The sequence below is a fragment of the Providencia sp. Je.9.19 genome, from assembly GCF_051129765.1.
Taxonomy (GTDB): domain Bacteria; phylum Pseudomonadota; class Gammaproteobacteria; order Enterobacterales; family Enterobacteriaceae; genus Providencia.
The window spans coordinates 543,568-564,083 of sequence record NZ_JBCPSS010000002.1 but is presented as its reverse complement, the minus strand read 5'-3'; the positions used below and the strand labels follow the sequence as shown (position 1 = coordinate 564,083).

At 40.6% G+C, this 20,516-nt stretch carries 16 protein-coding genes; 7 read left to right on the top strand and 9 right to left on the bottom strand.

Going from position 1 to position 20,516, the window contains the following annotated elements; translation table 11 throughout:
• Positions 1-60 precede the first annotated feature (60 nt).
• Positions 61-1,314, bottom strand: coding sequence for a serine/threonine transporter SstT (gene sstT, locus AAZR93_RS11815; protein ID WP_434719911.1), 1,254 nt, complete (start codon positions 1,312-1,314; stop codon positions 61-63).
• A gap of 466 nt (positions 1,315-1,780) precedes the next feature.
• Positions 1,781-2,740, bottom strand: a complete 960-nt coding sequence (locus AAZR93_RS11810) for a TerC family protein (protein WP_294106621.1) — start codon at positions 2,738-2,740, stop codon at positions 1,781-1,783.
• A gap of 616 nt (positions 2,741-3,356) precedes the next feature.
• On the opposite strand from AAZR93_RS11810, the gene AAZR93_RS11805 reads away from it, so the two are divergent.
• The 5 genes from AAZR93_RS11805 (at position 3,357) to AAZR93_RS11785 (ending at position 5,940) form a co-directional block, all read left to right on the top strand.
• A complete protein-coding gene (locus AAZR93_RS11805) occupies positions 3,357-4,025 on the top strand; it encodes a DedA family protein (protein ID WP_434719910.1) in 669 nt (222 codons plus the stop codon).
• A 256-nt stretch (positions 4,026-4,281) separates the two neighbouring features.
• Positions 4,282-4,587, top strand: a complete 306-nt coding sequence (locus AAZR93_RS11800; protein WP_294106616.1) for a DUF883 family protein — start codon at positions 4,282-4,284, stop codon at positions 4,585-4,587.
• Positions 4,588-4,599: 12 nt separating this feature from the next.
• Positions 4,600-5,016, top strand: coding sequence for a phage holin family protein (locus AAZR93_RS11795; protein WP_434719909.1), 417 nt, complete (start codon positions 4,600-4,602; stop codon positions 5,014-5,016).
• On the top strand, positions 5,003-5,302 hold the full coding sequence (locus AAZR93_RS11790; RefSeq protein WP_434719908.1) for a YqjK-like family protein: 300 nt from the start codon (positions 5,003-5,005) through the stop codon (positions 5,300-5,302). Before AAZR93_RS11795 ends, AAZR93_RS11790 begins: the two co-directional genes overlap by 14 nt.
• Before the next feature lie 242 nt (positions 5,303-5,544).
• Positions 5,545-5,940 (top strand): DoxX family protein, encoded by a 396-nt coding sequence (locus AAZR93_RS11785; RefSeq protein ID WP_434719907.1) that lies wholly within the window; start codon positions 5,545-5,547, stop codon positions 5,938-5,940.
• A 93-nt stretch (positions 5,941-6,033) separates the two neighbouring features.
• On the opposite strand, the gene AAZR93_RS11780 is transcribed toward AAZR93_RS11785, so the two are convergent.
• The 7 genes from AAZR93_RS11780 to AAZR93_RS11750 all read right to left on the bottom strand — a co-directional run bounded on the left by AAZR93_RS11780 (position 6,034) and on the right by AAZR93_RS11750 (position 17,526).
• The gene (locus AAZR93_RS11780; protein WP_434719906.1) at positions 6,034-7,278 is read right to left on the bottom strand and encodes an MFS transporter; all 1,245 of its coding nucleotides are present in this window, start codon (positions 7,276-7,278) and stop codon (positions 6,034-6,036) included.
• Between the two features lie 29 nt (positions 7,279-7,307).
• Complete coding sequence (locus tag AAZR93_RS11775; protein ID WP_434719905.1) at positions 7,308-10,406, bottom strand: beta-galactosidase; 3,099 nt, start codon at positions 10,404-10,406, stop codon at positions 7,308-7,310.
• Between the two features lie 169 nt (positions 10,407-10,575).
• Positions 10,576-11,658, bottom strand: a complete 1,083-nt coding sequence (locus AAZR93_RS11770; RefSeq protein WP_434719904.1) for a LacI family DNA-binding transcriptional regulator — start codon at positions 11,656-11,658, stop codon at positions 10,576-10,578.
• A 230-nt stretch (positions 11,659-11,888) separates the two neighbouring features.
• Positions 11,889-13,154 (bottom strand): MFS transporter, encoded by a 1,266-nt coding sequence (locus tag AAZR93_RS11765; protein ID WP_434719903.1) that lies wholly within the window; start codon positions 13,152-13,154, stop codon positions 11,889-11,891.
• A 43-nt stretch (positions 13,155-13,197) separates the two neighbouring features.
• Positions 13,198-15,321 (bottom strand): alpha-galactosidase, encoded by a 2,124-nt coding sequence (locus tag AAZR93_RS11760; RefSeq protein ID WP_434719902.1) that lies wholly within the window; start codon positions 15,319-15,321, stop codon positions 13,198-13,200.
• A gap of 116 nt (positions 15,322-15,437) precedes the next feature.
• Positions 15,438-16,433 carry a substrate-binding domain-containing protein gene (locus tag AAZR93_RS11755; RefSeq protein ID WP_294106597.1) on the bottom strand — a complete coding sequence of 332 codons (996 nt, stop codon included), beginning with the start codon at positions 16,431-16,433 and terminating at the stop codon, positions 15,438-15,440.
• 202 nt (positions 16,434-16,635) lie between these two features.
• Entirely contained in the window at positions 16,636-17,526 is an 891-nt protein-coding gene (locus AAZR93_RS11750) for a LysR family transcriptional regulator (protein ID WP_294106595.1), read from the bottom strand.
• Positions 17,527-17,648: 122 nt separating this feature from the next.
• On the opposite strand from AAZR93_RS11750, the gene AAZR93_RS11745 reads away from it, so the two are divergent.
• Positions 17,649-18,350 carry a pirin family protein gene (locus tag AAZR93_RS11745; protein WP_434719901.1) on the top strand — a complete coding sequence of 234 codons (702 nt, stop codon included), beginning with the start codon at positions 17,649-17,651 and terminating at the stop codon, positions 18,348-18,350.
• Between the two features lie 202 nt (positions 18,351-18,552).
• Positions 18,553-20,490 carry a BglG family transcription antiterminator gene (locus AAZR93_RS11740; protein ID WP_434719900.1) on the top strand — a complete coding sequence of 646 codons (1,938 nt, stop codon included), beginning with the start codon at positions 18,553-18,555 and terminating at the stop codon, positions 20,488-20,490.
• The last annotated feature ends 26 nt before the right edge of the window (positions 20,491-20,516 follow it).

Here is a 20,516-nt window from a genome sequence, read left to right as displayed (position 1 = left end):
CCGCTTTTAAAGGCGGGTTTATTAATTCAAGATATTTATTTGTAATATCAATTAGCAATATTAATCACGATGAGATAACTGGGCTTCTGAATCAGCCAAACGCTCATCTTCCGCCAAACAGACTGCCGCAGTGAATAAGACATCCGTTGATGAATTCAGCGCTGTTTCTGCTGAATCTTGCAGTACGCCAATCATTACACCTACTGCGACTACTTGCATGGCAATTTCGTTTGAAATTCCAAACATATTACACGCCAATGGAATAAGCAGTAATGACCCACCCGCTACACCCGACGCGCCACAAGCACAAACCGCAGCGACTACACTTAATAACAATGCAGTTGGGATATCAACAGGAATATTAAGAGTATTTACGGCAGCCAATGTCAGCACAGTAATGGTCACCGCTGCACCCGCCATATTAATGGTTGCGCCAAGCGGAATAGAGACAGAATAAGTATCTTCATGCAAATTCATACGGCGACACATGCCCATATTTACAGGAATATTAGCCGCAGAGCTTCGAGTAAAGAATGCTGTCACACCACTTTCACGTAAGCAAGCAAATACTAATGGGAACGGATTGCGTCTCATTTTCCAATAGACAATCAGCGGGTTAACAATGAATGCCACTACCAACATACAACCAATGAGAACAGCAAGAACGTGGAAGTAACCTTTTAAGGTTTCAAAACCGGTTATTGCTATTGTAGAAGATACGAGGCCAAAAATACCTAAAGGTGCAAGCCTTATCACAACGCGAACCAATTGCGTAACTGCGTTCGATAAGTCATGGATCACGTTCTTAGTCGTTTCATTTGCATGACGTAAAGCAATACCAAGCCCAACTGCCCATGCCAAAATCCCAATATAGTTACCTTTAATTAGTGCATCAACAGGGTTAGCGAACACATTAATTAATAGCCCTTTCAATACCTCAGCAATATTTCCTGGGGGATTTAACTGTGTATCACCAACCGCTAACACTAAGCTCGATGGGAAAAGGAATGAGCCAATAACCGCCACAACAGCCGCAAAAAAAGTACCTAAAATATAAAGCACTAAAATTGGACGAATATTCGTTTTTTGACCTTGTCGGTGATTAGCAATTGAAGACATCACTAATACCCAAACTAATATTGGTGCAACAGCTTTTAATGCGCTTACAAATAAATCGCCCAACAGCGCAACGTTCTTAGCCGCTGATGGCCATAACCATGCCAGTAACATACCAGCAATAAGGGCAACAAGAATTTGTTTAACCAAACTGCCATGAGTAATTACTCGCCATAACCCTGCTTTGTTTGTTTCCATAGTAGACCTATATTATTTATCTTTTATTATGAATTAGATGTGTTTGCTAAGAAGTTAATATTCATGGTCAATTTTTGTTTGAATTCAACATATTTTAATTAAATCCGTACAGTAATGCTTATTGATTCAGAAGAGCTAAGTAAGCATTGCTTTTATGGATATAAATTCATTATTCATTAGATTTATGGCTTTCCATAGCGAATAAATCGTTACAAAAATAAGCATGAAACATCAACTGCCTTTGCGCCAGTATAAGGAATAATAATCGCCTGAAAAGGCTATTATCCAAAATATACACAATGATTTAATTTGTTTAACAAATATTTTACACAACTGTGATCGCAATAGAGTTTTGTTTCTTATAGTAGAATGACGTAATAGAAAATGAATGATATTTTTCAGCGAGTTAAAACAAAAAAAGCACCCTACGTTACCGTTAGGGTGCTTAATCTTAAAAACAATTTTATTAACGATTAGATTCGTTGCGTTTATTCACAATGGTATTGATAACCAATGTCAGTACTAAAATTGCAGCAATCGTGCCTAAAGAGATTGCCGTTGGAATATGATAAATATCCATCAACAACATTTTCACACCGATAAAGCTTAAAATTACCGCTAAACCATACTTCAACATCGTGAATTTCTCTGCAACGCCAGCCAGCAAGAAGTACATTGCACGTAAACCTAAAATGGCAAATAAGTTAGAGGTTAAAACAATGAATGGGTCAGTTGTGACGGCAAAAATAGCCGGTATGCTGTCTACAGCAAAAATAACGTCACTGATTTCAACCAATATCAAAACTAAAATTAATGGCGTCGCAATTAATACGCCATTTTGTTTAATAAAAAACTTTTCACCATGAAGTTCGTCAGTCATACGCAAGTGTGAACGAACCCATCGGACTAACGGCTTATCATTAATGGGTGAATCATCTTCTTTTGAAAACGCCATTTTAAGCCCAGTAAAGAGTAAAAATAGCCCGAAGATATATAAAATCCAACTAAATTGCATGACCAACCAACTGCCTGCGAAAATCATAATAGTACGCAGGACAATCGCACCTAACACACCGTAAACCAGTACACGCCTTTGCAAAGTCGCAGGAATAGCAAAATAACTAAAGAGCATTAACCAAACAAATACGTTATCAACTGCCAATGCTTTTTCTAATAAATAACCGGTGAGGAAAGCCATGGTTTGGCTATCTGCAAACTCACGACCAACAGTGTCATTGAAATACCACCACAAACCACCCGCAAAAATAAGCGATAACGTAACCCAGACAATACTCCAGCTAGCTGCCTGTTTCATCGACATCGCTTGACCTTTATGCTTTCCTTGCCAAAAAAGATCAACAAGCAGCATAGCTAAAATAATGACCGCAAAACTACCCCATAATATTGGGTTACCTACAGAGTTCATTTCCTTTCCCTTTAATACAAAAAAAACGGCTGATATCCAGAAGACATCAGCCGCTTAAAATGCTTTAACCTCAAGAAATTATCTTTTGGTTGTAAACAATGTGCAAACCTCGCCTTCTGGCAAGGTCTCACTTACAACACAAATAACCTGATGGTTAGAATGTGGTGCTCGGCTACCGGGCGCAATGTGTGCACCGTAATGACGATAAACCGACAAGAAAGAAGTTACTCCCCTTTGCTGCCAGTGAAGATAATGTAAATAGTCTTAAAATGCAATAAGTACAAAGTAACAATTCAAAAAATATTTGGATCGATAAATAGCAAATTAAGTGATTTTTTCCGACTTTTTCGGACAAACTATAGCTCTAAACGTATTTTTTAGGTACTTTACGTTTAACCAAAAAAGAGAGAGAAATTGTAAAAAACACCCGAAACTTAAATGAATACTAAAAATAAGCTTAAAATTTACTGTTTAGTTATTTTCTGTTTTGTTAAAGTGGGCGTGCTTTAAAACTAACAGCCTGCGGAAACGCGAGTTTCACTCAGGTATCCACTTAATCCATTTCTCCCTGCCCAACAACAAGTTTGTTGCTGTTATTGCCGTTTAGGAAACATTAATGGAATTAGTTAAAGAACTTTTTTTTGCCCTTTGGCACCAAGATTATGTCACTCTATCTAACCCGTCTTTAGTATGGGCTATTTATTTTATGCTGTTCTCTATTCTCTTTCTTGAAAATGGAGTTCTTCCGGCCGCATTTTTACCCGGAGATAGCTTATTGATTTTAGTTGGTGTTTTGATTGCTAAAGGTACGTTGAGCTACCCGCTAACTATTGTAATATTAACCGCAGGCGCAAGTTTAGGCTGTTGGGTCGGTTATATACAGGGGCGATGGCTTGGAAATACAAAATTAGTTAAAGGCTGGCTCTCACACCTCCCCGAACACTACCACCAGCGCGCCTATAGTTTATTCCACCGCCATGGCCTTGCCGCTCTCCTAATAGGTCGTTTTTTAGCGTTCGTTAGAACCTTGCTGCCAACTATTGCTGGCCTCGCAGGATTGAAAAATGGTCGTTTTCAAATATTCAACTGGCTCAGTGGCTTATTATGGGTATTGATTTTAACCACAATCGGTTATGGATTCGGCAAAAGTCCAATTTTCTTACAATATGAACATCGCATAATGAATGTACTGATGTTGATCCCTGTTGGACTGTTGATTATTGGCCTTGTCGGCAGTATTGCTGTTGTGGTTAAGAAAAAACTTTCCGGTAAGAAAGCTGGCTAATTCTCTTGTGGGGGCCGATTTTAACGCTCCCACACCTTTATTTTACATACTTTTACCTTGTCTTATTTAACCTACTATCACTTCTCCCACTCCCTATATTTAACTATTTGATTACATACTTTATTTTCTAATTGTAAATTTTTTTATTTTTTTAGATTTTAAACATGAAATCAGGATATACCCCATTGCACTTAGCAAAAAAATGACTATTGTTAATAGAGTTAAGATATTTTTTCTATTGATAGGAGGTTCTAATATGTCATCAAATCATTCATCTGAAGATCTACGCGTTGAACTAAGATCGCTGGCCGACTCTCTCGAAGCAATGTTAAACGACACTGGAAACAAATCGAAAGAAGAAATTGAAAGCCTAAAATCCAAAGCACAGGATGCGCTCTATTCATCAAGAGCAAAGCTTAGCCAAGCGAGCGAACGCATCACTGAACAGACGAAAGAGATTGCGGGCCGTGCTGATAACTATGTCCGTGAAAATCCATGGACGGGTATTGGTATTGGTGCAGCAGTCGGTGTTGTTCTTGGCGTTCTTCTCGCTAAACGTTAATAACGAATTGTTATGAAACAAACGGAACAACAACCGCAACGTCAGGGCCCCGGTAAAGGGGTCCTTGACTCACTACAAAGAATTGCGAGTATCGGCGTTAAAATGGTCGAAACTCGCATTCAGCTCATCGCTGTCGAATTAGAAGAAGAAAAAGTTAACCTTATCCAATTAATGTTATTGGCTGGGATCACTCTTCTTTTTACGGCATTTGGTCTAATGTGCCTTATTGGCCTTATTTTCTGGTCTGTTGACCCCATTTACCGTTATCAAGCTCTCGCTATTACCACGGGTAGCCTCATTCTACTCGCTATTATTTTTGCCATATGGACGCTAAAAAAAGCCAAGCAATCCACGCTACTAGGCTCCACACGTGAACAACTAAGTCATGACTCCAAGGCATTAACAGGAGCAGATGATGAGCAAAAGTAAAAATCAGTTATTAGCACAAAGAAAGCAACGATTAGTGAAGGAAATAGAGCAACAGCGACTTGACCTAGCGATAAGTTCACGTGATTGGTTACAGGCTACCGCCCCTTATGATCGCGCTTGGCAAACGATGGTCACCTTTAAGCCTATATTTATTGCTGTCACTGGGCTTATTTCTATTTATACCCTCAAACGCCCAAAACAATTTTTTTCATTAGGAAAAAAAGCAATCGCAACATGGAGCCTCGTAAGAACAGTGCAAGGTGCCATAAAAGCAAGTAACAAATAACACTTAATCATTTTAATTCAATTAGTTATAGAAAGCCTTTTAAAAAAGGCTTTTTTTACGCCTCATCTCATTCAATTTTTTTGTACTTCATTGTTAATAACCTTTGCTTTTTATTGAATAACCTATTCGCTATTATAGCTTCATCAAATAATTCTCACCTTTTTGTGCTGAAAATTACCGTATAACGCGACTTATATCGCAATTAACTTATATTTAAAACTTGTTTTGTCTGGAGAGTTTCGATGAAAAATTTAGAAAGTAGTGCGATATTACTTGCTCGTATTATGATGCCAATTCTGTTTATTATGGCAGGTTACGGTAAATTAGGTGATGCCTATGCAGGCACACAAGCTTATATGCAAGCGATGGGCGTGCCTGGCTTTTTACTGCCGCTCACTATTTTGCTTGAACTCGGTGGTGGTATTGCCGTTCTTTTAGGTTTATTAACCCGTACAACGGCTCTGTTCACTGCCGGTTTCACGGTGTTAACTGCTTTATTATTCCACTCAGATTTTAGTGTGGGCGCAAACAGTACTATGTTCATGAAAAACTTTACTATCGCGGGCGGTTATCTGCTATTAGCAGTGACAGGTCCAGGCAAGTTTAGTCTCGATTTCTTACTTGGTAAGAAATGGTAACCCAAAAATCAGTACCCTCATAATTACCTTATTGATTTGTATTCATTTGTTTTTATTTACACCTCCCTCGGGAGGTGTTTTTTTGTATATTATTTAACTACTTGGCGATTTAGCATATCTCGCCTTCGCAGGTGATGTTAATGTAAAAAATGAAATAATAGTGAAGGTCAAAGCAATACACCCTAAAATAAGATAGGTTCCTTGAAAGCCAACACTTTCATATAACTGCCCCGTAAAAACAGACATAACCATAATTGACAACTGTTTAAAGAAACAAAAACAAACTAAGTAGATAGTCGCTGAAAACCGAACCTCGAATACTGTTGTAATATATTTAAAGCAACCCACAATCAAGAATGGCACTTCAAACATATGTAACGTTTTGAGAATAACCACTTCAACGGCAGATGAGGCAATTGATGATCCTAAAATACGAATTGCCATAATCATACCTGCAATTAACAAACCATTTTTTGCCCCAATACGATTAATAATTGTGGGCGCAAAAAACATAATAGTCGCATTTAATAATTCACCTAAAGTTGTGACATAACCAAATACACGAATACCTTGATTTCGATTATCAAAAAAACCGACGAAAAAACTCGCAAATTGCTGATCAAAAACATCATATGTACAAGAAACACCAATGACAAACAGACTGAGAAACCATAGTTTTGGGTCTTTAAATAATAAGAAGATGAGTTTTAGGGTAACTGGCTTTTTATTTGCACCCAGTTCATCAGCCACCTGAGCACTGCTATTTGCTTCAGGCTTAGCAAAATAAAGTAATATGGCCAACAAAATGGCACAAACTGACCCCATCCAAAAAACAAATTGGTCATTAATCGTCATCATGATACCGGCTATCGAGGCGCAAATAGCCCAGCCAATACAACCAAATAACCGAGCTCTACCAAACTCAAAAGAGCTCCTACGGCTAACTTTTTCAATATAAGCTTCTATAACGGGGGCTCCGCCGTTATAGATAAACCCCAAATAAATCCCCCCGACGGCAGAGGCTAAATAGATATTTATTTTGAGTAATGGGCCAAAGACATAAATGAAAAATGGGCCAAACATCACCAACATGCCGGTAATGATCCACATTAAATTTTTCTTCAAACCCAATTTATCTGACATCACGCCAAATACGGGCTGAAAAATTAGCGAGCACAAAGAAATACTGGCAAAAATTATGCCTGTTTCCGCTTTCGTCACCTGATTAACATCCGCTAACCAAATGGGGAAAAATGGGAAATAAGCCCCCATAATAAAAAAGTAGAAAAAGAAGAAGCTACCAAATAACCAGAAATTCTTATTTTTTAAATAATACATAATATAGAGTCCTTTTAGGTAGCGACGAATCAGCCCTGATGATGCCAATCAATACAATATTGATAGTGACTTTCTGATAACAAGTATTGTGGGCTAACACTCGGGCTCCATGAATCATCGCCACCAATTCCCATATGCCAGCCATCTAAGTTAATCCAACATCCTTGTTCAGGTTGTAACAAATGTCGGTGTGATGTTTCCGTTAGCTGCCGTTGGCTATACTGACTAACACCAAAATGGAATTGTCCAAAGAATTGATGTTCACCAATTGATAATTGACGAGTATCGCAACGCAAGCCATTCTCTGAAGGGAAAATATAATCGGTATGCAACTCTTCAAGGGGAAGTGTCCATGAGCCAAATAATGCGGCACTTTTTCTATCTGGATAGTTTTCAAATGGCCCTTTACCCAACCATGAAACAGAAACTGGTGTCGATGCCAAACAGCACGTAAGGCCTATTCTCGCCGGTTGTGTGTGCCCTGCGGCAATATCAACGCTGATATCAATAGACATATTGTCATTAGCCGTTAATCTATAGTTTTTATGGCTAATAAACAGGCAATGACCAAATGCTTTATAATGATGCGTCGTACGCACCAAAACACCATCACTCAAATGATCAACACAAAAATGACCAACTGATGCTGTCAGTTGGTAGTGTCCTTCACGCTTCCAGCGTTCCACCCATGCATTAGGATCGATACGGTCAACTTCACTAATACCAATATCATTATCAAGCGGCGCACGAGTAAAATTATCACTAAGCGGTGATAGCAGCCCAGCACGCTCATTTTTCCACCATTGAACCAGCTCTGCGGTGCGGCGATTAAATACCCAGCAAGAGTTATCAATCATAATGCTGACATTATCATCTTGTTCTTCAATCAACGCTGATTGCACGGACTTGATTGTCGGAAGTGTTGCTAACTGGGATAATAGCGGCCATTGTTGCCATGCAGTTTTTAAGTTCGCCTGCGACCACGCTGTTGCTCGTGGCTGAACAACCTCAACCGTTAGCCATAGTTCTCCCACACCACTGATTTGCGGATATTCGCCAATTGTAATGATTTGCTCACTCTGCGGAGCCATATCAAGCACTATTTCCCCCGAATTCACAGTTTCGCCATTCCATTCAAAGCGCCAGCGTAATAATTCGTTATCTGTATGACGGAAAAGGAAATCACTACTAATTTTAAGTTCGACTGGATTTTTGCTTTTCAGCTCAAAATTGAAAAATTGCTGAGCATGTTTGGCTTCATGTAATGCAGGATGGGGAGTTCTATCTGGGAAAACTAAGCCATTTAAACAAAATTGGCGGTCATTAGGCGTATCATTAAAATCACCACCGTAAGCATAATAGCTAACGTCATCATCATATTTGGTGAGTGCTTGATCAACCCAATCCCAAACAAAACCGCCCTGTAAGCGAGGATACTGACGAAATGCAGCCCAATAATCCGCAAAACCACCCAAACTATTTCCCATGGCATGCGCATATTCACACAATATCAATGGTCTTGATTCATTAGGCATGCCAATCCATTTTTTAATCGCCCATTTAGGAACCACAGGAAATGGTTGGTCTTGTTCTACGCGAGAATACATTGGACAAATAATATCAGTAGCCGGCGTATTCGCCCCCCCTCCCTCATACTGGACAGGACGGCTCGGGTCATACTGTTTTACCCACTGATACATCGCATTATGGTTACTGCCATAACCCGATTCATTTCCTAATGACCAAATAATAATTGAAGAGTGATTGCGATGGTTCATAACCAAACGCGTTATTCTAGCCATCATGGCATTTAACCACTGAGGATCATCAGAAATACGATTCATTGGCGTCATACCGTGGGTTTCAATATTCGCTTCATCGACGACATACAAGCCAAAACGATCGCAAAGTTTATACCACAGCGCATTATTCGGGTAATGAGAACAACGAACCGCATTAAAATTATTCTGCTTCATCAACAAAATATCTTTGCGCATCGTCGCTTCATCCATTACTTGGCCATTTTCAGGATGATGCTCATGTCGATTAGTTCCACGAATTAATAAAGGCTGGCCATTCACACGCAATAATCCATCAGAAATAGTTACACTACGCATTCCCACATCACAAGCTTCGTATTCAATCGCCTGATTATTATTATCCAATAGAGTGAGAACTAAACGATAAAGCTCAGGAACTTCGGCGCTCCATAACAGTGGGTTATTCACCGTCAAAGATAGTGTGACGCGGTCGTCATAACATCCCCGCTCATCAACCGTATCGCTACCTAAATAGGATTGCTGTGACGTTATCAGCGTGTCCTGATACCAAAGCTCAGCTCGTACTTGTAATGACGCTAAAGTGGCTACAGCGCTCTTTACAAATGTAGTCGCGACGACCTCTCCCATCGTGAATCGCTCACTAAGATGAGTCTGTACACCATAGTCAGAAATATAACTCGAGCTTCTGTGTTGCAAAGTAACATCACGGAAAATACCGCTCATGCGCCACATATCCTGATCTTCAAGATAAGTACCATCACACCAACGCAATACCATAACCGCCACGCGGTTTTCACCCACTTTCAAATATTGACTTAAATCGAACTCTGCGGGTAAACGGCTATCTTGGGAATAACCGACCCAACATCCGTTACACCAAAGGTAAAAGGCTGAGTTAACGCCATCAAAAACAATATGTTGATATCCCTGTTGCAAAGCACTCTCATCCAAATCAAATGTGAGCGAATAACATCCTGTGGGATTTTCAATAGGGACAAAAGGTGGAGCCACTGGTATCGGATAAGTCACGTTAGTATAAATAGGATTGTCATATCCCATTAATTGCCAGTTTGAAGGAACATGAATATTATCTGCATCAGTCAAATCATGATTAACCCACTCTACGGGCACTGCTTCAGGGGCAGTAAAATAACTAAACTTCCAAATTCCATTCAATAATTTAATACTTTTTGAGGGCTTATCTTTTCTAGCCTCATCATGCTCTTGCCAGCTATGAAGCTGCGTATGGGAAGCTAACCGATTGAACTCGATAGTGGCAGGATTCTCCCAATCACGACGAGCAAGTATTTGCGCCAAACTGAGATGTTGAAAATATTGTACTGTCATGATGACCTCTATATTAATAATGTTATACGCTCACATTATTAATTAAATTGTCACAGACACTGAAATTGTAAAGCCAATAATCTAAAAATAAGGTAACCGCTCACAGTTTGAGAACAGTTTATTGTGATTTAAGTGATATGGTTAAAATTTTAGCGCGAGCAGGTTCAGCTTAAGCATTGGTTAATTTATTAGCAATATTACGTAATTGCTGTGCTAGTTTATAGGAATTCAACTCATGGTTGAGCTGGAATATAGAGGTTGTTTGTCGAATAACCAACTCCGTAGGTAAAACCGATTGGATTGGCGCAATATTACTTTTCGCTAATAAATTGATCATAAACTCAGCAGCTTTACGGCCTAATAAATCAAAATCTTGCCTAATAGTAGTTAAGGGTGGGTAAAAATAAGCGCTATCGTCAGTATCATCATAGCCAATAAGCGAAATTTGATTGGGGACATCAATTCCTGACTCATGTAACGCACGTAAAACACCAAGTGCCATTTGATCATTAGCAACTAAAATAGCACTAGGCTTTTTTGGATAAGCCACTAATCGGCAGCCAAGCTGGTAACCTGACTCGGCACTCCAATCTCCTCGCAATAACGAGAATGGTTGAATATCTTCTGCATTTAAAACTTTCATCCAACCTTGCAACCTAAGTTGGGAAGAAATTGAGGATTCAGGGCCTTGAATTAGCGCTATCGATTTATGCCCTAACTCAACTAAGTGACGAGCACCTTGCACTCCACCTTCAAACGAATTAGTCATGATAGAACGTAATGGGCTTACAGGGTCAATATCAAGAAAGACAACAAATGTATTGCAACATAATTCATTAATTTCAATTGCCTGCTCATTATTTAGAGGAATATTAATAATAATGCCATCAACTCGCTGAGCTAATAATTCATTAACCGCTTTTTTTACAGCAGCGGCCTCAAGCTCTTGAGTCATTGAAATAACCACACTATAGCCTAATTCATTAGCTTGCTTTTTAATCGCAGAAGCAATTTTGGACGGTGCATGAAGTGCAAGATCGGTAGTTGCGAGACCCAGCGTATATATTTGTTTACCGGCTAATTTTTGAGCGACCTGATTTGGAATGTAGTTAAGTGTTTCCATCGCTGAAAATACATTTAGCCGTGTTTTCTCCGCCACCGCAGAAGAATTATTGATCACACGCGAAACCGTCTGGTAAGAAACACCGGCTAGTGCAGCTACATCATTTAGCGTGGTCAATTTCTGCGACATTTCTCTAATTTCTCCTAAGTCAGATTTTAGCCAAGTATATCTTAAAATCCCCACAATGTAGAAAGAGGTTGTTGTAATGCAATCCAATTCGTCCCTTGAGATATTTGTTACGATCCCCTCAACCCCTCGTCTTTGGTTAAAATTCGATAACATCATCATATACAGGACAATCACTGAAACAAGGCAAACAGATAAAGCAACTCAATGAACAATAAATACTTTCACCTTAATTACATCGCTAGAGCCTTATTATCCTTATTCTCCACAGCCGATTTTCCTGACAATGTTAGTGCCGAAATTAATGTAATACTCAGTGCAATTCCGCCAAGGATCATATAAGTATTTTGGAAACCAATTCTGTCATACATATTACCCGCAAAAGCAGAGAGGAAAATGGCAGACACTTGCTTTGAAAATTGAAAGCCAACAAGATAAATCGTTGCTGACAAACGGGTATCAAAAACACCTGTGATATATTTAAAAGCCCCCACTAAAAGAAACGGGACTTCCAACGCGTGCAGCATTTTTAGTGCAATAACTTCAGCCGCTGTCGTCGCAAAAGAGGAACCAATAATTCTAGCCGACATCACCATACCCGCAATCAACAAGGTATTTTTAGCGCCAATACGGTTAATAATCCATGGCGAACAAAACATAATAATGGCATTACAAATTTCTCCCGCAGTTGTCGCAAAACCAAAAGCACGAGTCCCTGCTTCTGGTGTAGTGAAAAAAGATTTGAAGAAAGTCGCGAACTGTTGATCGAATACGTCATATACACAAGCTACACCGACCACATACAAAATAAACATCCACATTTTACGCTGACGAAATAACCTTATAGCGCTCTTAAAATCCACAGCAGAACGGTTAGCACCTAAAGAGTCCATCACCTGAGCGGTTTGATTAGTTTGCGGTTTAGCAATTGCCACAAGAACCACTAGCAACAATGCGGCAGCCGATCCCATCCAAAACACCCATTCGGGATTAATGCTAAAAAGCATACCCGCCGTTGTCGCACATAACGCCCAACCGAGGCAGCCAAAAGTCCGTGCTTTACCATACTCAAATCCAGAGTTACGGCTAATCCGTTCAACATAGGCTTCCATTGCTCCCGCACCAGCAGAGAAAACAAAACCAATATAAGCCCCACCACTCGAGGCACCCAGCCAGATATTCGTTTTTAATAAAGGTGCAAAAACATAAAGGAAAAAGGGTGCAATCAGCACCAGTAAAATAGTCACGATCCACATCAGGTGCTTTTTCAGTCCCAACTTATCAGAAACTAAGCCTAATACTGGCTGAAAGCAGATAGCGAAAAGAGATAGACTCGAAAAAACAATACCCGTTTCCGTTTTATTCAGACCGATAACATCCGACAACCAAATCGGTAGGAATGGAAAGCAGGTAGCCATAATGAAAAAGTAGAGGAAAAAGAACATCCCAAAAATCCAAAAATTGGGATTTCGTTTATAATTGCTGGCGCTAATGGACATTTTATCTTCCTTATTTAGGGCTACTTTACGCAGCCCAATATAATTACACCCGTTGCAGACCAATCAAAATGGCACTTTCAGGATCAAGAATTGGCAAACTCAGCCCTGCCTGTTGTAACCACTCACCACTCACCGTTTGTGACGTCGTCATCCATTCCGGCAACTTACGCATGGTATGCCCACCTTCGCCAGTGATTTGAATGTTCGGATGATCAAGCAGTGTCAGTTGATAACGAGCGCTTGGCTCCAAACCAGATATTCTTAGCGGTGCCATCAAACTATAATCTGGCATCGCCAGTTGGCTGACGAGGAATATAGCCTGACATTTGTCCTGACTAACCACACCATGAGCGAGAGTCGTCGCATCCGGCATATCCACTCGCCACTGCACACCGTGGTGAATAACATCTCGCCATTGCTTATGCAGTGCGGTGTATTTTCGATAACCCTCTCGTTCCTGTTGGTCGGCGCTCACAGGATCGATCTCTAAGCCCATATGACCAAACAACGCAGTTAAGCCACGAAATGTGATACTGTGCTGACGAAAAGTGGCGTGACAATAGCGATTACCAATATGCGATCCCATTACCTCCGGCGGGAAAAAATAACTCATACCGCGCTGGATAATATTGCGCTCCAAAGCATCATTATTATCAGAAGCCCAAAAGCGATGGCTACGCTTCAATACTTCATAGTCAATCCGCCCACCACCCGAGGCGCAAGATTCAAACTCAATATGAGGGAAACGTGCTACTAGCGTATCCAGTAAGCGATAAAACTGACGAGTTTGTGCATCTGCCGCAGCTTTACCGTTATATCCCGGTTGAACCAATTCACGGTTCATATCCCACTTCACGTAATCCACTAAATGTTCACCTAGAAGCCAACTCATTCGCTCCAGCAAATAATCGAAAACCTGCGGAATATTCAGATTAAGGACATACTGATGACGTCCAGTTAATGTCTCATAACCGGGCATTGCCAATACCCAATCAGGATGTGAACGATATAAATCTGAGTCTGGGTTAATCATTTCTGGCTCAACCCAAATACCAAATTCCATTCCAAGCGACTTAACGTGTTCAATAACAGGCATCAGACCATTAGGATATTTTTTTTCATCGAGATACCAGTCACCAAGTGCTGCCCAATCGTCATTTCGTCCTTTAAACCAACCATCATCAATAATAAAACGCTCAACACCCAGTTGTGCCGCTTCATCCGCCATCTGCATAATGTATTGTGGGTCGTGATCAAAATAGATACCTTCCCAAGTATTGAGATGTACAGGGCGTGGCTTATTGTCGGGAAAATGAATGATTTGCTCGCGTAGGTAACGATGAAACTGCTGGCTCATGCCGTTCAACCCTTGCGCCGAATAGCTCCCGTAGAGATTTGGTGTCCATAATGTTTCACCTTCCGCCAACGCTATTTCCCCCGGCAGATAAAGCGCCTCCGCTTGAAGATAACGTCGCCCATCAGTTTTCACTTCAGCGCGCAGACGATGGTTGCCACTCCACCCCAAATGTACGCCCCACACTTCACCCTGCATTTCGCTAAAAGTCTGACTACCGGTGATCATTGCGGGAAAATGTTCATGGGATGTTCTCCCACGACGGTTCTCTAACACAAAACTATCGTGTTCAAGGATCAGGCGATGAGGCTGAAATTCACGGATCCAACGGCCATGAAAAGCCATGACTTCTCGCGCTCGCTCGGCGACAGGTAACGTCACGGCAAAGCGATCTACCTGCCAAGGCTGTTCACGTAAATTAGTTAAGCCATGGCGAACATTCAGTACCCCACTGCTATCGAGTTGAATTTCACTACACAAGCGTAAGCCCGCGTGTTTATCCTCACTAAAAATGGTTAAATTTTGTTCATTCTGCTCCACCTTAATTGTCGTAAATATCGGTGAAGCATCCAATCCCTGACGATGACCTTCAATTCCTGGCGCACCAAACAAACCATGCCCCAATTCAGCCATCAGGGTGACGGGAGAATCAACATCCAGACGACCATTAGCAACCGGACGAGTTAAGCAAGCCGCATCTTGCGAGGAAAAGTGACTTAGATGAGGTCCCCAATAAATGATTTCTGCAAATGGATGGGTTTTGATCACCACATCGGTCACTGCACTTTGTAAGCGTAAAATAAAATCAGACATAAGACATCTCCATAATAGGGAATGCCTTACTATTGATCCGAAACGTTTCGGATAACAACCAAAACGTTTCGGATCTGTGATCTGCTTAAAAAACTATCATGATTAGAAAAAGATCATTAACCCGTTTTGATTGGTGAGAATTCAGGCTGCCAGAGTACCTGCAAAGATGTTAAATCATCCCCAGCAATGAGTCGCCGTACCATATCAGCAATCTGGTAACCAACACCCTGGCGGGTAGATTGGATCACTGATGCCACGGGTATCTCGATGATACTGTCTTGTGGTAATCCATCATAAACCACCAGCGAGACAGCATTTTCTCCCGTCAAACGGCCAAGTTGGCTAAGCGCCATCGCTGCACCATCACCATGAATGTTGCAATCAGTGAGAATAGCGGTGGGAGGTTCAGGTAAGCGTAACAATTCCAGTGTCGCCTGAAAACCACCTCGTCGAGTTGGTGGCACGCGGCGCAATAAGCTATCAGACAGACCTGCTTCCTGCAAAGCATCCAAATAACCATTACGTCGCTGCGTGATAAATGCTTGGTGGTTATTTTCCCCCAATAGCGCAATACGTTGATGCCCTTCATGAATTAAATAGCGGGTAGCCTCATAGGTGCCCGCATAGTTATCAAAATCAAACCAAGCATAAGGCTGTGATAATTGACTACGACCAAGTGCCAAAAAAGGAAAACCAGAGCAGAGCAATTGCTTCAAACGAGGGTCATCATCCAACGTGTGTGCGACAATTAACGCATCAACCCGACGACTTTGTACCATCCGTATATAGCCATGATTGTCCGCATCTTCATCATCCGCGATCAACAATAAATCAATTTCATACCGCGCCAATTCGTGACTAAGTTCCCCGACCATATCGAGAAACACATTACTCGCCAAAGGCGCGACATTGACTGGAAAAACCAAGCCAACAGCGTCTATCTTTCCCATTTTCAAACGACGGGCAAATGTATTGGGGCGGTAATCTCTACGTTTTGCTTCCGCCTCCACGCGAAGTCGTGTCTCCTGCGATACGTCGTCATAACCGTTTAATGCACGGCTGACGGTTGTTACCGAAATCCCAAGTTCTTTAGCAATGGCTTTCAATGACATATATTTTCCGAACTTTAATAAGGATGTTGGTAGTCAGCTTTCTCTTTTATCACACCACAGCCGCTAGGCGGCCTCTAAATTCATAACTTAGCAAAAACAACTTGAATTATTTTGAAGTGATAACTCAAGTGAGTTAAAAACATCAATTTTAAGAGAAAAAATCAACCACAGTGAATAATTTATTATAATAAATATCAATAAGTTACCTAAATAACTTCGGGATCTCGCGCAGGCACCAAGATTTAGCCTCACCCATATTATCGCGTCGCCACGCCATAATAATATTCGTTTCGTGGGTATATTCTGCCCCCACAACTCTTAAACGACCTTCACGAATATCCTGTTCAACCATTGGATATGGCATGGTTGCCACCCCAAGCCCAGCAAGCAACGCGGCACGCTTATCTTCAATCGATGAAACCGTCAGCCTTTGTTGCTTATCCAGCAATTGTACGGTGATCACCGGACGTTCACGGGCAGTATCTGCCATTGCAATACCGCGATATTTAACACGCGTCGCATCGGATAACGGCTCTGCTTCTTGATGAATCGGATGGGATGGGCTAGCCACATAAATATGTTGAATGCTGTAGAGCGATTTAGAATTAATTTCTGATGAGGTACGAAAATGCATATCTGGCGCAATAACAATATCCGCCTTACCGTTTTCAAGACGCTCCCAAGCACCAGCAAGTACCTCAGTAATCAATGAGAGTTGAGTCTCTGATTTTGCTGCCAATTTTTCAACCAATGGAAATAATGAATAAGCAGGTACTAATGCCTCACAAACAATCGTGAGATGCGTTTCCCACCCCTTTGCTAAAGCTTCGGCATCTGAAGTGAGTTTATCAGCAGCTTCCAATAATATCCTACCTCTGTCCAACAACATTCTGCCAACATTGGTAAATTTGGTTCTATGTCCTGAACGATCAAATAAAATTACATCAAGTTCTTCTTCTAACTTTTGCATGGTATAGCTTAACGCAGAAGGGACTCGACCTAACTCTTCTGCGGCGGCTGCAAAGCTTCCACGACGATCGATTGCATCCATCACCCTTAATGATTCAAGCGTTAATGCTCTCTCTTTGCTCATGATGTATCTCTTTCAGGAAATTTGAATAAGGGAAACAGATTAACTGGCTAACAATTCAACGTCCAGCTATTTATGATATCAGGATACTATCGGTGTATTTATTTGAATGAGGGTTAACCATTATGATGACACTAAGACCCGTTAATCATTGCGGAAAAGCAGACTATGGTTGGCTACAAGCTCGCTACGCCTTCTCTTTTGGGCACTATTTTGATCCTGATTTTATGGGCTTCAAAACACTTCGAGTGCTTAATCAAGAAATTATCGCGCCACATAACTCATTTCAAGCCCGAACTTATCCACATGTTGATATTTTAAATATTATACTTCAAGGCCATGCTGAATATCGGGATAACTTAGGTAATGTCATTCGTGCTGATGAAGGTGAATGTGTCCGACTTTCACCACGACCAGATCTAAGTTATACGGAAGAAAATGTCTGCCCACAAACACCACTAACACGCTTACAACTGTGGCTAAATGCTTGCCCACAACAAGAATACCGCCCACACCAAAAGATTGCGCTGACAGACAAAAAGAATCAATTAATCGCTTCCCCTGATGGCGAAAATGACAGCATTCAATTACGTCAACAAGTTTGGATCAGCCAAATCTGCTTAGACTCAGCTGACGCAACTACGGTCGTTCTCAGAGGTAAAAATGCCTATTTGCAGTCTATTCATGGTGATGCAAACATTCACTCACATGATGGAAGCGACATTAGCATGAATTGTAATGATGGTGTTTTTATTCAACAAGATACCAAATTAGTGATTAGCGCCAAAAAAGCATTTCGCGGCTTATTGATTGATATTGGTGAATAATAAAAAAATCAGCTTAGTTTATGAAAGATGTACAAAGCCTTAATCCATTAAATACAATTTTAATCATGAAATCCCTTAAATTTGCGAACAAATTCGCAAATTTAAGCATTTACATACCCTATATATTGATAAGCTTGTGGTAGAGTCCTAGAGGCTGTTGATCTTTGAGGATCAATTATTATTGGAATTAAAAGGTATTTTCGTGGCTCTATTCACTCAACAACGACACAATCAAATTTTTGCTCGGATCCTCAATGAGGTTGTGCCTCAAGATGAGCTGGCAAAGCATTTTTCGGTATCAACACGAACCATCCGCTCAGATATAAATGAAATCAATGAATTAATTCAAAGCTACAGTGCGCATATTGTTTATGAGCGTGGTCATGGTTATCGTTTGAAGATTGATGACGAGACGCTGTTTGAGAGTTTTACCAAACAAAATGAAGAAGAAAATGGTATTCCTCGCACCAGCAAAGAGCGTATTGACGCACTATTGCTAAAACTTTTGATGTTATCGCTTCCCGTTAAACTCGATGATATTGCCGAAGAATGGTTCATCAGCCGCGGAACTCTGCAACAAGATATGGGTGCCGTTAGAGAGCACTTGCAAAGATACCAAATCATCTTAGAAAGTATTCCGCATCAAGGAATTCGGCTCAATGGCAGTGAATGGGCGATTCGAGCCTGCATAACAGAAACACTTTTGCGCCGATTCGCTCAACAAATCAATCATGATTTATCGACTTTTTACCCTGAGTGCTTAGACAATCTGGATTTAACCTACATTGATAAAGTGCTGCATAACAGTATGAATCGATTTGATATTCGTCTGAGCAACGAAGGGCATCTTTACCTTGTTTTCAATTGTGCAGTGACTATTTTGCGCATTACTCGTGGTCATGAGCTAACCACGATAGTCAAAAATAATGAAAGTGAGGATGTGATCCGCAAATCCTGTGATGAAATATCTAAGGGATTAATCTATTTTTTAGGTAGCGATCTTTCTAGCCCTGAGCTCAGTTATTTGCATGATCAAATCATTGCCCAACGCATTAGTCACCATGATACCGCGTTACTAAAAAATGGTAGCCACAGTGAGTTATCTGAATATATTTTGAATTACATTAATGACCTGTATAACTACGACTTACGCAATGATGAAAAACTAAAAAAAGATCTGAATACACATTTAGCCGCACTAATCACGCGATTGCAGTATCATATTTCGACACCTAATCCACTGTTATCTGATATAAAACAATATTATCCCTTTGCCTATGATGTGACCCTCAGCGCCCTCACCAGTGCCAGTAAAAAATTGTTGCCACATCCAATTAGTGAAGATGAACTGGGATATTTAGCAGTACATATTGGTGTGAGTCTTGAGCGAAATTATGGTGCAGGTTCTATTCGCCAAACAGAAGTTTTAGTTGTCACTGATTCAGGTAATTCGACATTTCGTGTCGTGGAATCAAAAATTATACGTGAATTTCCGCAACTAAAATTTAGTCGCAGCCTTACACTGCAAGAATATGAATCTCTTAGCGAAATTGAAGAAGATTTTGTTATTACTACCGTTCGTATTTCTGAAAAAAATAAACCCGTCATCAAGATCGCACCTTTTCCGACCCCTTATCAATTAGAACAAGTTGGTCGCTTGGCAATGGTTGATCAAACTCGTCCCTATATTATCGAACATTTCTTTGATGAACGTTATTTCATGGTAATCAATGAAAAGATCAGCCAAGAAACCTTATTTCAAACCGTTTGCCAGAAATTACAACAAGATGGCTATGTGACCGCCGATTTTTATCCTTCATTACAAGAACGTGAGTCCATTGTCTCTACACTACTCGGTGAAGGCATTGCGCTTCCCCACTCTTTAGGGCTGCTCGCGAATAAAACCGTAGTTGTGACGATTGTGGTACCCAAAGGCATTGAATGGAACAAAGAAACTAAAGAAAATGCTTATGTCATTTTTCTACTTGCTATCAGTAAATCTGACTATGAAGAAGCCATGGCAATTTATGATTTATTCGTCACCTTCGTCAAAGAAAAAACCACTCGCCGCTTAGTTACAGTCAAAAATTTCAATGAATTTCAAGTAATTGCCAAAGATAGTTTGGCGCGTATCCTCTAATTTATCGGCAACTTCCACTTCCAAAT